General features: G+C 69.8%; 14 protein-coding genes and 1 pseudogene. 12 read left to right on the forward strand and 3 right to left on the reverse strand.

Translation table 11 applies throughout. The features are described from left to right. Window positions 1–58 precede the first annotated feature (58 nt). The 11 genes and pseudogenes from ACY0PA_RS41990 to ACY0PA_RS42040 all read left to right on the forward strand — a co-directional run bounded on the left by ACY0PA_RS41990 (window position 59) and on the right by ACY0PA_RS42040 (window position 12,103). Complete coding sequence (locus ACY0PA_RS41990) at window positions 59–1,177, forward strand: PrpF domain-containing protein (RefSeq protein WP_473082581.1); 1,119 nt, start codon at window positions 59–61, stop codon at window positions 1,175–1,177. Further along, on the forward strand, window positions 1,174–2,589 hold the full coding sequence (gene dctA, locus ACY0PA_RS41995; protein ID WP_473082582.1) for a C4-dicarboxylate transporter DctA: 1,416 nt from the start codon (window positions 1,174–1,176) through the stop codon (window positions 2,587–2,589). The genes ACY0PA_RS41990 and dctA overlap by 4 nt, the downstream gene beginning before the upstream one ends. 98 nt (window positions 2,590–2,687) lie before the next feature. Continuing rightward, a pseudogene (locus tag ACY0PA_RS42000) lies at window positions 2,688–2,928 on the forward strand (acetylxylan esterase); the annotation flags it as partial. Window positions 2,929–3,014: 86 nt separating this feature from the next. Then, a complete protein-coding gene (locus tag ACY0PA_RS42005; RefSeq protein WP_473082583.1) occupies window positions 3,015–4,073 on the forward strand; it encodes a LacI family DNA-binding transcriptional regulator in 1,059 nt (352 codons plus the stop codon). A gap of 125 nt (window positions 4,074–4,198) precedes the next feature. Then, window positions 4,199–5,494 carry an extracellular solute-binding protein gene (locus ACY0PA_RS42010; protein WP_473082584.1) on the forward strand — a complete coding sequence of 432 codons (1,296 nt, stop codon included), beginning with the start codon at window positions 4,199–4,201 and terminating at the stop codon, window positions 5,492–5,494. A gap of 15 nt (window positions 5,495–5,509) precedes the next feature. Then, complete coding sequence (locus ACY0PA_RS42015) at window positions 5,510–6,499, forward strand: carbohydrate ABC transporter permease (RefSeq protein ID WP_473082585.1); 990 nt, start codon at window positions 5,510–5,512, stop codon at window positions 6,497–6,499. 98 nt (window positions 6,500–6,597) lie between these two features. After that, window positions 6,598–7,362: a carbohydrate ABC transporter permease gene (locus tag ACY0PA_RS42020; protein ID WP_473086604.1), complete on the forward strand. Its 765-nt coding sequence runs from the start codon at window positions 6,598–6,600 to the stop codon at window positions 7,360–7,362. Window positions 7,363–7,420: 58 nt separating this feature from the next. Continuing rightward, the gene (locus tag ACY0PA_RS42025; protein WP_473082586.1) at window positions 7,421–9,643 is read left to right on the forward strand and encodes a beta-glucosidase; all 2,223 of its coding nucleotides are present in this window, start codon (window positions 7,421–7,423) and stop codon (window positions 9,641–9,643) included. 75 nt (window positions 9,644–9,718) lie between these two features. After that, window positions 9,719–10,801, forward strand: a complete 1,083-nt coding sequence (locus tag ACY0PA_RS42030; protein WP_473082587.1) for an endo-1,4-beta-xylanase — start codon at window positions 9,719–9,721, stop codon at window positions 10,799–10,801. Window positions 10,802–10,806: 5 nt separating this feature from the next. Then, window positions 10,807–11,862, forward strand: a complete 1,056-nt coding sequence (locus tag ACY0PA_RS42035; RefSeq protein WP_473082588.1) for a glycoside hydrolase family 62 protein — start codon at window positions 10,807–10,809, stop codon at window positions 11,860–11,862. Between the two features lie 79 nt (window positions 11,863–11,941). After that, entirely contained in the window at window positions 11,942–12,103 is a 162-nt protein-coding gene (locus ACY0PA_RS42040; protein WP_473082589.1) for a hypothetical protein, read from the forward strand. A 109-nt stretch (window positions 12,104–12,212) separates the two neighbouring features. Here the strand turns inward: ACY0PA_RS42040 and ACY0PA_RS42045 are convergent, their stop codons facing one another. After that, window positions 12,213–12,614 carry a transposase gene (locus ACY0PA_RS42045; protein ID WP_473082590.1) on the reverse strand — a complete coding sequence of 134 codons (402 nt, stop codon included), beginning with the start codon at window positions 12,612–12,614 and terminating at the stop codon, window positions 12,213–12,215. A gap of 28 nt (window positions 12,615–12,642) precedes the next feature. On the opposite strand from ACY0PA_RS42045, the gene ACY0PA_RS42050 reads away from it, so the two are divergent. Beyond that, window positions 12,643–13,020: a hypothetical protein gene (locus tag ACY0PA_RS42050; RefSeq protein WP_473082591.1), complete on the forward strand. Its 378-nt coding sequence runs from the start codon at window positions 12,643–12,645 to the stop codon at window positions 13,018–13,020. 211 nt (window positions 13,021–13,231) lie between these two features. On the opposite strand, the gene ACY0PA_RS42055 is transcribed toward ACY0PA_RS42050, so the two are convergent. Then, a complete protein-coding gene (locus tag ACY0PA_RS42055; RefSeq protein WP_473082592.1) occupies window positions 13,232–14,287 on the reverse strand; it encodes an endo-1,4-beta-xylanase in 1,056 nt (351 codons plus the stop codon). 66 nt (window positions 14,288–14,353) lie between these two features. After that, window positions 14,354–15,256, reverse strand: a complete 903-nt coding sequence (locus ACY0PA_RS42060) for an alpha/beta hydrolase family protein (RefSeq protein WP_473082593.1) — start codon at window positions 15,254–15,256, stop codon at window positions 14,354–14,356. Between the last annotated feature and the right edge of the window lie 20 nt (window positions 15,257–15,276).

The raw sequence follows: 15,276 nt of genomic DNA on the forward strand, positions 1-15,276 counted from the left end.
ACCACGCACGGCGAGACCGTCGGTGGGCTTCCCCTTCCATGTCTGTGAGGAGTCAGTTGTGCTGCGTTTGCAGGGCGAGATGATCCGTGGAGGAACCAGCAAGTGCTGGATCTTCGACCACCGCGATGTGGCCGCCACGGGCGTGGATGTCGATGTCCTGCTGCTCGCCGCCTTCAACGCCGCCGACCCCCGTCAGATCGACGGCGTGGGCGGCGCTTCGTCCACCACCTCCAAGGCCGCCGTCGTACAGGCGTCGCCCCAGGCCGGCGTGGATGTCGAGTACGCCTTCGCACAGGTCGGAATCGGCGACGAGCGCGTGGAGTGGGCCAGCAACTGCGGCAATTGCGCCACCGCCGTGGCCCTGTACGCCGTCCACCACAAGCTCGTGCCGATCACATCGGACACCACCACCGTCCGCATGCTCAACGTCAACACCGGGGCCCGCCTCACCGGCACGATCCCCACACCTGCGGGCGTGGCCCCGGAGGAGGGCGCGGCCGTGGTGCCGGGTACCTCGGCGCCGGGCGTGCCGGTCCTGCTCGGGTTCGAGGACCCGGCGGGCTCGACGACCGGCCGCGCTCTGCCGACCGGCCGGACGCTGGACGAGCTGACCGGCCCGGACGGCCTGGTCGAGGCATCCCTGGTGGACGCCGGCGCTCCGGCCGCACTCTTCGAGGCCAAGGCGTTCGGCCTCGATGGCACGGAATCCCTCACCGCGTTCGCCACCGCAGTGCCCGCGCTGACCCTGCTGCGCCGCCAGGCAGCGCTGGCCATGGGTCTGGCCCGCGAGGGCGATCCGGTCAGCCACGCGGTGCCGAAGGTGGGCATCGTCGCCCGGCCTGCCCCCTATCGCACCACACAGGGCATACTCGTCAACCAGGACGAGTACGACCTGGCCGTGCGCATGGTCTCCATGCACGCCCCGCACCCGGCGATCGGCCTGACCTCCGCCGTGGCCCTGGTCGCGGCCGCCGCCACCCCCGGCACCCTCGCCCACCGCGTCGCCCGGCAGACCGCCGACGGCACGCTGCGCCTGGGCACCCCCGCCGGCGTGATCGCCACCCAAGCCGTTCCCGCACCGGACGGCGCGTCCCCCACGGTGCTCCTGCACCGCGCCGCCCGGCGTATCGCCCGAGCCGAACTCCTCGTTCCCGTCCTGGAAGGACGCCCCGCATGAGCCGCAACGAAGCTGCCCCGGGTACCGTCACCGCACCACCGGGCCGCATCCGCCGGATGCTGACCCACCTGTACGTCCAGTGCCTGATCGCTGTCCTCCTCGGCGCCGCCGTGGGCTGGCTGTGGCCGTCCGTCGGCGCTGACCTCAAGCCGCTCGGCGACGGCTTCATCGCGCTGGTGAAGATGCTCATCGCGCCGATCATCTTCTGCACGGTCGTCCACGGCATCGCATCCATGGGCAATGCCCGCGCGGTCGGCCGCGTGAGCCTGAAGGCTCTGGTCTACTTCGAGGTGCTGACCACCGTGGCCATGGTGATCGGCCTGGTCGTCGTCAACGTCGTCAAGCCGGGCAGCGGTCTGCACGTCGACCTCTCGACCCTGTCCGCCAAGGGCCTGCCGCCCGAAGCGTCCACGGCCCACGAGGGCTTCGCCGAGTTCGTCCTCGCCATGATCCCGGCCACCCTGGTCAGCGCCCTGACCGGCAACGAGATCCTGCCGGTGCTGCTGGTGTCCGTGCTGTTCGGCTTCGGCCTGCACGCCAGCGGAGAGGCCGGCCTGGGCATCGCCCGGGGCATCGAGAAGTTCTCCACGGTCCTGTTCACGCTCATCCGCTGGATCATGCGGCTCGCCCCCCTCGGCGCGTTCGGCTCGATGGCCTTCACCATCGGCAACTACGGCCTGGGCACCCTGCGCCACCTGGCCCTGCTGGTCGGCTCGTTCTGGCTGACCGCCCTCTTCTTCGTCCTGGTCGTCCTCGGGACCGTGATGCGCCTGAACGGACTGCGGCTGCTGCCCTTCCTGCGCTACATCAAGGAAGAGCTGCTGATCGTCCTGGGCACCTCCTCCACCGAGCCCGTCCTGCCGCGCATGATGGCCAAGCTCCAGCACGTGGGCGCCTCCAAACCGGTCGTCGGCATCACGCTGCCCGCCGGGTACTCCTTCAACCTCGACGGCACTGCCATCTACCTGACCATGGGCTCGGTCTTCCTCGCCCAGGCCCTCGGCATCGACCTCAGCCTCACCCAGCAGCTGGCCATGCTCGCCGTCATGCTGCTCACCTCCAAAGGCGCCGCAGGCGTCACCGGCTCCGGCTTCATCGCCCTGGCCGCCACCCTCAGCGCCGTCCCGCACGTCCCCGTCGCCGCCCTCGCGCTGATCTTCGGCATCGACCGGTTCATGTCCGAAGCGCGCGCCCTGACCAGCCTGGTCGGCAACGGCGTCGCCACCCTGGCCATCGCCCGATGGGAGGGCGAGCTGGACGAGGACCGCGCCAAGGCCGTCCTGCGCGGCGAGATCCCCTACGCCCCCACCCCCGCTCCCTCCGCGGTGACAACCGAGCCCGATCCGAAGCAGACGCCCGCACCCGAGGCGATGCCCGAACCAACCCGCGACCCAGTCCCCGCCGCAAGCTGATATTGCGTGGGTGGGCCGGCCGGGAGCAGATGCTCCAGGCCGGCCCACCCACGTCTCAACAGGACGTCGTACTCGCCGTCCCGCCTGATCAGGACCGTCTGGAGGGCGCCTCGTTCGCGCGCCGCCCACGCCCCGGCCCACTTCGGCGTCGGCCTGCGGGACAAGGTGTGCCCGCCGAGCGGCGCGTACGCGGCGTACCGCCGGTACGGCGAGCTGACCGGGAGCGACCCTGTGCGGGAGATGCATACGTATCCATACAACGGTCATTAAGGGGGCGAAGCGGCCCATATGCGGCGCCAACTCGCCTGGCTGCGTGGGATCGTGGAGGGTGGGGCTTGACGGGCGGCAGGCCGGGGGCATGTCCTACGGTTTTCCGGAAAGCACACGGAGATCTTCCGGATGCCAGGTTGACGGAGGTGGGGAACGTGGCCGGGGAAGGCGCTCAGCGCAAGGCCGCCACGCGGAGCCCGGACGGGCCGGCCAAGGTGACGATCACCGAGATCGCGCGGGAGGCCGGGGTCTCGGTCCCGACCGTCTCGCGGGTCGTCAACGGGCGCTCCGACGTGTCGCCGGCCACCCGGGCCCGGATCGAGGATCTGCTGCACCGGCACGGCTACCGGCGTCGGCCGGCCGCGACGGCGGAGCGGGCGGCCCTGCTCGACCTGGTCTTCAACGACCTGGACAGCCCCTGGGCCGTGGAGATCATCCGCGGTGTCGAGGAGGTCGCGCACGAGGCCGAGGTGGGCACGGTGGTCTCCGCGATCCATGGCCGGGCGGGGGCTGCGCGGCAGTGGATGACCAATCTGCGGGCCCGCGCCTCCGACGGCGTGATCCTCGTGACGTCCGTCCTCGAACCCGGCCTCCACGACGAACTGCGGCGCCTGGGCGTGCCGTTAGTGGTGATCGACCCGGCCGGCTCGCCCGCCACCGAGGCGCCGACGGTGGGCGCCACCAACTGGGCCGGCGGGATGGCCGCGACCGAGCATCTGCTTGCCCTCGGTCACCGGCGGATCGGCTTCATCGAGGGCCCGCCCCGGCTGCTGTGCTCCCGGGCCCGGCTCGACGGCTACCGGGCGGCCCTGGACGTCGCGGGCGTGCCGGTCGAGGACGAGCTGATCGTGCCCGGGGACTTCTACCACGAGTCCGGATTCACCGGCTGCAACCGGCTGCTGCATCTCGCGGACCCGCCCACCGCCGTCTTCGCCGCCAGTGACCAGATGGCGTTGGGCGCGATCGAGGCGCTGCGCCAGAGCGGTCTGCGGGTGCCCGAGGACATGAGCGTCGTCGGCTTCGACGACCTGCCGGAGGTGCGCTGGAGCGCGCCGCCGCTCACCACGGTGCGCCAACCCCTGTCCGATATGGGCAAGTTGGCGGCCCGGGCCGTCCTCGATCTCGCGCGCGACGTCGCGCCCGCGTCGCCACGCATCGAGCTGGCGACGAAGCTGGTGGTCAGGGCCAGTACGGGGGCGCCGCGCGAGGCGTAACGGAAGACACCGCTCCGGGGGTGTCAACGGTCTCTTTCGTCAAGGCCGTTGACACCCCCGTCGCATGTCCGTAACTTCCGTGGCCATCTACCGATAGTTTTCGGATCCCTTCCGGAAGGTGCGCCATGCCAGCCTCAGATTTCTCCCGCCGACGCTTCCTCGGCACCGTCACTGTCGCCGGCCTGGGGACCGTGGTGCTCTCGTCCTGCGGGGACTCCGACACCGGGTCCACCGACAGCCAGGGCCGCACCGTCGTCGAGTGGTGGAACATCCAGACCACCCAGCCGTCCAAGCGGCTGTGGGCGGAGCAGGCCAAGGCGTACGAGAAGGCCCACCCCAAGGTCCGGATCAAGCTGGTGACGCTGGAGAACGAGGCGTTCAAGTCGAAGCTGACCGCCCTGACCAGCTCCAACAAGCTGCCCGACCTCTTCCACACCTGGGGCGGCGGCGTGCTGAAGCAGCAGGTGGACGCCGGTCTCGTCGAGGACCTCACGGACTCCGTCAAGCCGTGGATCGACGACCTGGTGCCCGTCTCCAAGGAGGCCTACACGTTCGACGGGAAGCTGTACGCGGTGCCGATCGACATCGGCGGCGTCGGCTTCTGGTACAACAAGGCGCTGTTCAAGAAGGCTGGCATCTCCGCCCCGCCCGAGACCTGGTCCGACTTCCTCGGCGCGGTCAAGAAGCTGAAGTCGGCCGGGATCACCCCGATCGCCCTCGCCGGCAAGGACAAGTGGCCCGGCATGTACTACTGGGCCTACCTCGCGATGCGCATCGCGGGTGTCGACGGGATGCAGAAGGCCGCCGACGCCAAGGACTTCACCGGCGACGACTTCGTCAAGGCGGGCGAGCACGTCAAGGAACTCACCGCCCTCCAGCCGTTCCAGAAGGGCTTCCTCGGCGCAGCCTTCTCCGGTCCCACCGGCGAGGCCGCCCAGATGGGCAACGCCAAGGCCGCGATGGAGCTGATGGGCCAGTGGGCGCCCACCGTCCAGGCGGCGGAGGGCAAGGGCATCGGCAAGGACCTCGGCTTCTTCCCGTTCCCGTCCGTCGAGGGCGGCAAGGGCAAGGCCACCGACGTGTTCGGCGGCGGTGGCGGCTACGCCCTGCGCAAGGGCGCGCCCAAGGAGGCCATCGACTTCCTGAAGTTCTTCATGGGCGCCGAGTCGGACAGCAAGCTCGTCAAGGCGGGCGTCCTGATCCCGATCAACAAGGGCTCCATGGACGCCCTCACCGACCCCCATCTCAAGGCCGTCTCCGACATGCTGAACGCCTCCACCGGCTTCCAGCTCTACCTCGACCAGGCCTACCCGCCGGCCGTCGGCCAGGAGATCAACGACTCGGTGGCCGCACTGATCGCCGGCTCCAAGTCCCCCGAACAAGTGGCGCGTTCCATCACTCAGGTCGCCAAGAGCCAGTAGCCCAGGACTCCCTCGATGACTTCGATCCAGACGCGCGACGTCCGCCCGGACGTCGCCAAGGAGCCGAGCGGCGTCCAGGCCGACCCGCGCCCGCCGTTGCGGCGCTTCCGGGACTGGCTGACCCCCTTCGTCTTCACCGTGCCCGCCCTCGTCCTGTTCTGCCTGCTCGTCCTCACTCCGATCCTGTACGCGCTCTACGTCAGCTTCTTCAACTGGGGAGGCATCGGGTCGCCGTCGGACTTCGTGGGCCTCGGCAACTTCACCCGCCTCTTCGACGACCCGGTCTTCCTCGGCGACCTCTCGCGCGGCGGCCTGCTCGTCGCCTTCTCGGTCCTCGTGCAACTGCCGTTCGCGCTTGCCATGGCCGTGCTCCTGAACCAGAAGCTGCGCGGGCGGGCCGTCTACCGGATGCTGTTCTTCGCCCCGTACGTCCTGTCCGAGGTCATCACCGGCGTCCTGTTCTCGATGATCTTCCAGCCGGACGCCGGGCTGGCGGACAAGGCGCTCTCGGCGATCGGCCTCGACGCGCTCGGCGGCCTCTGGTTCGCCGGGCAGAGCAGCGTCCTGCCGACCCTGTTCCTCGTCATGACCTGGAAGTACTTCGGCTTCCACATGATGCTCTACCTCGCCGGGCTGCAGGGCATCCCCGCCGAGCTCCACGAGGCCGCCCGCCTCGACGGCGCGGGCGCCTGGCAGCGCTTCCGCCACATCACACTGCCGCTGCTCGGCCCCACGATCAGGATGACGATCTTCCTGTCCGTGATCGGTGCCATCCAGCTCTTCGACCTGGTGTGGGTGGTGACCCAGGGCGGCCCCGACCACCACTCCGAGACGATGGCCGTCACGATGTTCCAGTTCGGGTTCAAGCGCTACCAGGTCGGCTACGCCAGCGCGATCAGCATCGCGATGTTCCTCATCAGCCTCTTCTTCGCCATCTTCTATCAACGGTTCGTGCTGCGCCGCGACACCGAAGGAGCCCTCACCAACATGCGAGCGACCCGGTGAGCGCGCCGGCCCGGACCCTGACCGCACGCGACGCGGCCCGGCGGCGCCGACTTCACTCCTTCCCCCTGTACGTGACCGCGTGGGTGATCGGCGTCTTCATGGTGACGCCGCTCCTGTACGCGCTGATCTCCGGTTTCAAGTCCACCGACCAGCTGTCCGACAACAGCTTCGGGCTGCCGTCCCCCTGGGTCGTGTCCAACTACACCGACATCCTCGGCGACAGCGCCTTCTGGCGGATGCTCGGCTCGTCCACCCTGATCGCCGTCGCCACCACGGTCCTCACCGTGGGCGCGGCCGCCCTCGCCGCGTTCGCGCTGGCCCGATTCGCCTTCAGGGGAAGGGAGTTGCTGTTCACTCTCTTCACCATCGGCCTGATGTTCCCGTTCGCCGTGGCGATCCTGCCGCTGTTCGTGCTGCTGCGCACCTTCGACCTGCTCGACAACCCGTGGGGCGTGATCCTGCCGCAGGCCGCGTTCGGGCTGCCCATGACCCTCGTCATCCTGCGCGGCTTCTTCCGGGAGATCCCCGGCGAGCTGGAGGAGGCGGCCACGCTCGACGGGTGCTCCCCGTTCGGCTTCTTCTGGCGGATCCTGCTGCCCATGGCGCGGCCCGCCCTCGGCACCGTCTCCGTCCTTGCTGTGGTGGCGAGTTGGAACAACTTCCTGTTGCCGCTGCTCGTCTTCAGTGAACCCACCTGGTGGACGATCCCGGTCGGCGTCCAGCAGTTCCAGGGTCAGTACTCGACCGACGTGGCCCGCGTCTTCGCCTATCTCGTGCTGTCCATGCTCCCCGCGCTCGGTTTCTACGCGGTCGCCGAACGGCAGTTGATCGGCGGCATCACGATGGGCGCGACCAAGGGCTGACACCGCACCCGCCCGGTATCGCCAACACCACCTGTACGCACCGCACTTGAGGAGTTTCATGGTCAAGCCCTGGCAGGACACCACCCTGTCCGCCCACGTCCGGGCGGCGGACCTGCTCGCCCGGATGACCAACGAGGAGAAGACCGCCCAGCTGTCCAGCGTATGGATCGGCGCGGACACCGACGGCGCCGATGTCGCCCCTGGCCAGCACACCTACGCGGCCCGCAGCGCCGCCCTCGACGCGCTCCTTCCGTACGGGCTCGGCCAGCTCACCCGCCCCTTCGCCACGGTTCCCGTCGAACCCGCCGAGGGCGCGGCCCGCCTCGCCGAACTGCAACGCACCATCCGCGCCGGCAACCGGTTCGCCCTTCCCGCACTCGCCCACGAGGAGTGCCTGACCGGCTTCACCGCCTGGCAGGCCACCGTCTTCCCGACCCCGCTCGCCTGGGGCGCCACCTTCGACCCCGCGCTGGTGACGGAGATGGCGCAGGCCATCGGTACGTCGATGCGCGCGGTCGGCATCCACCAGGGGCTCGCCCCGGTCATGGACGTCGTACGGGACGCACGTTGGGGCCGCACCGAGGAGGCCATCGGCGAGGACCCGTACCTGGTCGGCACCATCGGCACCGCGTATGTGCGCGGCCTGGAGGCCGCCGGGATCGTCGCCACCCTCAAGCACTTCGCCGGGTACTCGGCCTCCCGCGCCGCCCGCAACCACGCGCCCGCCTCGATCGGCCCGCGCGAACTCGCGGACGTGATCCTGCCGCCGTTCGAGATGGCGCTGCGCGACGGTGGCGCCCGCTCCGTGATGCCCGCCTACAACGACATCGACGGCCTGCCCGCCCACGCCCACACGCAGCTGCTCACCCAACTCCTACGCGAGAAATGGGAGTTCACCGGAACCGTGGTCTCGGACTACTACGGAGTCTCGCTGCTCGAGGAGGCGCACCGCGTCGCCGACGGGGAGGCCGACGCGGCGCGGCTCGCCCTTGCCGCCGGCGTCGACGTGGAGCTGCCCGCGGCCCGCTGCTTCAGCCCCGCGGCCCCGCTCCCCGAGGAACTGCTCGACCGGGCCGCGCTGCGCGTCCTCACGCAGAAGTGCGAACTGGGGCTGCTCGACCCCGACTGGGAGCCCGTCACGGGCGGCGCGCCCGTCGATCTGAACCCCCCACACATGCGGGAGCTGGCACAGAAGGTCGCCCAGGAGTCGGTCGTCCTGCTCGCCAACGACTCCGGGGTGCTGCCGCTCGGCGACGGGCTGCGCATCGGGCTCGTCGGTCCGCTCGCCCACGAACAGGCCGCCATGCTCGGCTGCTACACGTTCCCCCGTCACGTCGGAGTCCACCACCCCGACCTGCCGACCGGTGTCGAGGTGCCGACACTCGCCGAGGCGCTGCGCACCGAGCTGCCGGGCGCTGTGTTCGTCGACGATCCGGCCGGTGCCGATGTCTGCCTGGCCGTGGTCGGGGACCGGTCGGGCCTGTTCGGGCGCGGCTCGTCGGGCGAGGGCTGTGACGCCGAGAACCTGGAACTGCCTTATGGGCAGGCCGAGGTGCTCGACGAGGCGATGGCCTGCGGTGCGCCGGTCGTCATCGTCGTACTCAGTGGCAGGCCCTACGCGCTCGGCCGCTGGGCCGACCGGGCCGCGGCGGTCGTCCAGGCCTTCTTCCCCGGACAGGAGGGCGGCGGCGCCGTCGCGGGCGTCCTGTCCGGACGGGTCGAGCCGTCCGGGCGGCTCCCCGTCGCCGTGCCCCGCAGCCCCGGCGGCCAGCCCGCCCCGTACCTCGCTCCGCCGCTCGGCCGCCACGGCTTCCCCAGCACCGTGGACCCGACACCCCTGTACCCGTTCGGGCACGGCCTGTCCTACACGGAGTTCACCTGGGGCACCCCCGAGTGCGAGGCCCCCGAACTGCCTACCGACGGCGAGACGTCGATCCGCCTCGCCGTCCGCAACACCGGCGAGCGGTCCGGCACCGAGGTCGTCCAGCTCTACCTCCACGACCCCGTCGGCACCGTCGCCCTCCCCGAGGTCCGGCTCGTCGGCTACGCCCGCGTCACGCTCGACGCCGGTGCGTCGGCCGAGGTCCACGCCACGTTCCCGGCGGACCTCGCCGCGTACACCGGCGCCGACGGCCGCCGCGTCGTCGAACCCGGAGCCCTCGAGCTGCGCGTCGCCGCGTCCAGCGAACGCGTCCACCACACCGTGCCGCTCACCCTGACGGGGGCGGAGCGGGAGGTCGGGCACGAGCGGCGGATGCGGTGCGAGATGCGCGTCAAGTAACGCGCCTGCACCACATGTACGACGTTTCGCGCAAGGTCAACAGCACATTGCCGTAACCCAGTTGAGGAGATCATCATGCGCACGCCCGCACGCCGCGCCCGTACGAGAACCGCCGCCTTCGCTGTCGGCGCGGCCCTGCTCGTCGGTGGCCTCGCCGCCCCGACCGCCCACGCCGACGCCGATCGGCACAAGGCCGCCACGCTCGACTCCCTCGCCCAGCAGACCGGCCGCTACTTCGGCTCCGCCGTCGACAACCCCGAGCTCGCCGACACCCCGTACGCCGATCTGCTCGGCAGCGAGTTCGGCACCACCACCCCCGGCAACGGCATGAAGTGGTACGCCACCGAACCCCAGCGCGGCGTCTTCGACTTCACGGCCGGCGACGAGATCGTCGACTACGCCGTCGCGCAAGGGCTCAAGGTCCGAGGCCACACCCTCCTGTGGCACAGCCAGCTGCCGAGCTGGCTGACGGACGGCACCTGGACCGCCGACGAACTGCGCTCGATCCTCAAGAACCACATCACGACCGAGGTGAAGCACTACAAGGGCAAGGTCTTCGCCTGGGACGTCGCCAACGAGATCATGAACGAGGACGGCACGTACCGGGAGAACATCTTCTACAAGACGCTCGGCCCCGGCTACATCGCCGACGCCCTCCGCTGGGCCCACGCTGCCGATCCCAAGGTCAAGCTGTACCTCAACGACTACAACGTCGAGGGGATCGGGGCGAAGTCGGACGCCTACTACACGCTGATCAAGCAGCTCAAGGCGGACGGCGTGCCGGTCGACGGCTTCGGGATGCAGGCGCACCTCGCGCTGCAGTACGGCTTCCCGAACCAGATGCAGCAGAACATCCAGCGCTTCGCCGACCTGGGACTTGACGTCGCCCTCACGGAGCTCGACATCCGCATGATCCTCCCGGCGGACGACGCCAAGCTGGCCCAACAGGCCGACTTCTACGGGCGGGCCACCAGCGCCTGCCTCGCCGTGCAGCGGTGCGTGGGCATCACCGTGTGGGGCTACTCCGACCGGCACTCATGGATCCCGTCGGTCTTCGAGGGCGAGGGCGCCGCGCTGCCCTGGGACGAGAACCTTCAGCACAAGCCCGCGTACGACGCGATCGTGAACGCGCTCGTGGCCGCGAAGCGGAAGAAGTGACGGGCATGCGCGGGCGAGGAGCGCTCGTCTCCGTGCTCGCCGCCGTGGGCGCGCTGCTCGTCGCGCTCGGCGCGGCGCCCGCCGCCACGGCGCAGGGGGAGGACCTGACGTCGTCCTTCACCTGGTCGTCCAGCGGTCCGCTGATCGCGCCGCAGCCCGACGCCACGCACCCCGTGGTCTCGGTCAAGGACCCGTCGGTCGTCCGCTACAAGGGGAAGTGGCACGTCTTCGCCACCACCGCCGACACCTCCGGCGGCTGGAGCCTGGTGCAGACGACCTTCACCGACTGGTCGCAGGCGGGCGCGGCGCGCCAGACCCCGCTCGACACCACGGCGATCGGCAAGGGGTACCGGGCGGCGCCGCAGGCGTTCTACTTCGCGCCGCAGAAGAAGTGGTACCTCGTCTACCAGACAGGTCTGCCCTCGTACTCGACCACGACCGACATCGACGACCCCACCTCCTGGAGCGCGCCGAAGAACTTCCAGGACTCCATGCCGCAGATCATCAAGGACAACATCGGCAACGGCTATTGGGTCGACTTCTGGACCGTGTGCGACGAGGAGAAGTGCTACCTCTTCTCGTCGGACGACAACGGTCACCTCTACCGGTCCGAGACCACTGTCAAGGAGTTCCCGAACGGCTTCGGCAACACGAGGATCGTCCTCCAGGACGACCGGTTCGACCTCTTCGAGGCGAGCAACGTCTACAAGATCAAGGGCACGGCCGACCAGTACCTGCTCCTGGTCGAGGCCATCGGCAGCGACGGGCGGCGCTACTTCCGCTCGTGGACGTCGCACGGCCTGGACGGACAGTGGACACCGCTGGCCGACACCGAAGCGAACCCCTTCGCCCGCTCGACCAACGTGTCCTTCCCCGGCGGCGCCTGGACCAAGGACATCAGCCACGGCGAGATGGTCCGCGACGGCATCGACCAGACGATGGAAATCGACCCGTGCCGGCTGCGCTTCCTGTACCAGGGGCTCGACCCGTCGGCATCGGGTGACTACTCCCAACTGCCGTATCGCCTGGGCCTGTTGACGCAGACGAACAGCAACTGCTGAAACGGCTGATCCAGGTCAGGTGGGGGGCGCGGCGCCAGCGGGCGCCGCGCCCCCAGGGACATGAGAAGGGGTGGCCCCAGTGCCGTTTCAAAGTCCGGTCACAGCCGCTGGAGCTCCCTTCGGTTCCCTCACCGCCCGCCCGGTCGTCCCGGTCTTCGTCAACGGCGTCGCCCACCCGTTCTCGTCCCTGCGCCGCATCCGGCGCAGGGACGAGGCGATCGGCGGCCGCCTGCGAACATGAGCGACGGGCGGGTCCTGGTCATAAGCTCCGGCGGCCTCTCCCACGACCCGCCCGTCCCTCAGTGGGCCACCGCGAGCGAGGAACAGCGGACTATGCTCCTCGCCGGCCGTCACCCCACTGCCGCTGCCCGCGAAGCGCGCCAGCTGGGGGTCGTCGACACCGCCCGCCTCTTCGCGCGCGGCGAGGCCAGCATTCTGCGGTCCACGAGGTGTGGTCCGGCGTCAGCGCGGCGGCGAACGAGTACGGCCAGCCGGATGAACTGCGCAGCCTCCCTGGAGCGGCCGTGGACGTGGCAGAACAACCGCTGTGGCGAGCACGCCGCGTCCGAACGCAGCCACGGTAAGATGTTCACGGTCGGCACGAGTCGCCCGTCAATCCGTGGCAGCGGCACCGATATCAGCAGGTCGCGCAGCCGGTCCACATCGAGGCGGCCGTGGTTGAGCGCGGCGTAGAACGAACCGTAGCCGCGGCGGCGCTCGGCGGTCAGCGACCGCTCTACCGGCGTCCTCACCAGGGCTCGATGGCGAGCTTCGCGGACGATGCGATCGGCAGTTTCTTCCGGGGTGAGGGGCCGCGGTGTCGAACCACCGGCCGACGTCGCCGAATTCGCGTTTCATCTCGGCGTCGAGGGCTTCGTACCCGTCGAAGTCGAACTGTTCCCGTGGATCCCTGATGGAGTTGCGGTACCGGCAGATTTCGATGCCCGGTGTCAGGACAACGAACAGAACCTGGCGAGCAGTGAGGAGATCAAGGAAGAAGTCCAGCTTCTCGCGGGAGGGGATCATCGCATCGATCAGCGGGGTAAAGCCGGCGTCGGTGAAGTTGTTGGCCAGCGCGCACAGGTTGCGGTGCAACAGCTCCACCTGTCGCGCTGCTTCATCGGCGGGCTCGCCCCAGGGCCCAGACGAAACCGTTGACGATCATCTTGTTGAGCTCATCGCCGTCGAGCCGCGCGGAACGTGGCAGCCGTCCGGCGACAAGCTCAGGAACTGGGCTGCACGGTACGCGTTCCTGGGCAGTACGGCCGTTCTTGCGCCTCTCAGCTCTTCGTTGCCTTTGTGGCGGACGAGCCGCGCGTTGCGTACGGATGCGGGGCCCGGCAAAAGGGTCGCCGGGCCCCGGCCGGTTTCAGCTCGCCGCGCTGTTCAGCGCCGCGAGGACCGCGCCGTATGCCTCCTTCTTCTGGTAGCTGCCGTTGAAGAGCAGCGGGGTCTCCTGGGCGCGCCAGGAGTACTTGTCGGTGACGCCCCACACGGTGATGCCGTTGCACCGGGCGACGGCCATGCACGCCTGGGTGACCTGCCGGTACACATTGGCCTGTGCCGCGCCCGAGCCGCCGACGTCGAGCTCGGTGATCTGCACGTTCACTCCGAGGTCGGCGAAGCGCTGGAGGTTCTGCCGGTAGGTGCTGAGGTTTTCGTTCGAGGCCAGGTGGCTCTGGAAGCCGACGCAGTCGATCGGTACGCCCCGGGAGCGGAAGTCCTGGACCATCCGGTAGATGGCGTCGCTCTTGGCGTTGATGCCGTCGGTGCCGTAGTCGTTGTAGCAGAGCTTGGCCTTGGGGTCGGCGGCCCTCGCGGTGCGGAAGGCGTCCTCGATCCAGCCGTTGCCGAGCTGCTTCTGGAGGTTGGACTGGCGCCGGCTGCCGTCCCACTCGAACGCCTCGTTGACCACGTCCCAGGAGTCGATCTTGCCCACGTAGTGGCCGGCGACCTTGGTGATGTGGTTGCGCATCGCCTGGCGCAGGGCGTCGCCGGTCAGCCCCTGTACCCAGCCGGGCTGCTGTGCGTGCCAGACCAGGGCGTGGCCGCGAATCCACTTGCTGCGCTGCTGGGCGTAGGCGACGAGTTGGTCGCCACCGCTGAAGTTGAACTGGTTCGGGCTCGGCTCGGTGGCGTCCCACTTCATCGCGTTCTCGGCGACGACGCTGGAGAACTCCCGGTTGAGAGTGGACTCGTAGTCCGTCTCACCGTAGTGGGGGGCGACCGCGGCGCCGAAGTACCGGCCGCTCTGGGCTGCCGCGCCGCCGAGGGTGTCGGCGGCCTGAGCGGTGGGTGAGAACGCCAGGACGGTCGCTGCCGCCAGGGCGCCGGTCGCCGCAACGGTGATCGCCGACCGGGTGCGTCGCGAGGTGCGTGGCGAGGTGTGTCGCGGGTTGCGCCTTCTGGAGGATTTGTCGGTCATTGCGTGTCCCTATCTGATGGGGGTGGGGGAGCGGTGCAGGGCCAGGACTGCTGCGGCCGTCGGCCGTCAGGCCAGGGCGGCTTCCCAGCGGGTGCCGGTGGCGGTGGCGTCGGCGGGGAGGCGGTCGCGGGCGGCGGTGTCGTCGTAGAGACGCCAGCGGAACCAGTCCACGAGGGTGTTCTGGGTCTGGCCGAAGGTGGGGTACCCCGGATTCAGATACGCGGCGTGGTCCGCGCCGACGTGGGTGAGGAACGCCTTGGGCGCGGGCAGTTCCGCGTACGCCTGCCGGGCCAGGTCGTATCGGCAGGTCGGGTCCTTGTCGCCGTGGATGAACAGCACGCCCGCACGGACCGAGGCGGCGGGGGTGCCCATGTCCACGCAGGCGACCGGGACCGCGGCGACGATGCGGTCGTCGGGCCAGGCGGTCACCAGGCCGTGGATGGTCATGCCGCCCATCGAGTGCCCGGAGACGCCGACGCCGGCCGCGGTGTCGATGTGCCCGGCGAACGGGCCGCCCGCGTTCAGCGCCAGGGTCCGGGTGATGACCTCGGAGACGTCCCTCGACCATTCGCCTCCGTATACGGAACCGATGTTGGTGTTGTCGGAGATCGAGGGGGCGGGGCAGATGAAGCCGGCGGAGGCTATCGCGTGGGTCTGCGAGGCGTACGAGTCGGAGTTGCCGTACGCGCCGTGGTTCCACTCGGCGACGGGGAACACACCGTCGGCGAGCGGGGCGTCGGGAATGGGGGCGCCGCCGGGGGTACCAGGGGTGGGGTAGAAGACTTTGGTGAACAGTGAGCGGGCGCCGCGGTTCCAGTTGAACTGGCGTACTCCGACCGCGAATTCACCGGCGGGCGCCGACAGTTCGGCAGCGGAGGCGGGGTGCGGTGCGGAGCCGAGCAGGGAGGTGCTCAAGCCCGCTGTCGCGGCTGCGGTCAGGCCGAAGAAGGCACGTCGATTCAACGACATGGGTGACTCCTAGCGTGGGG

This window comes from Streptomyces sp. DS1-CR2 (genome assembly GCF_055760475.1).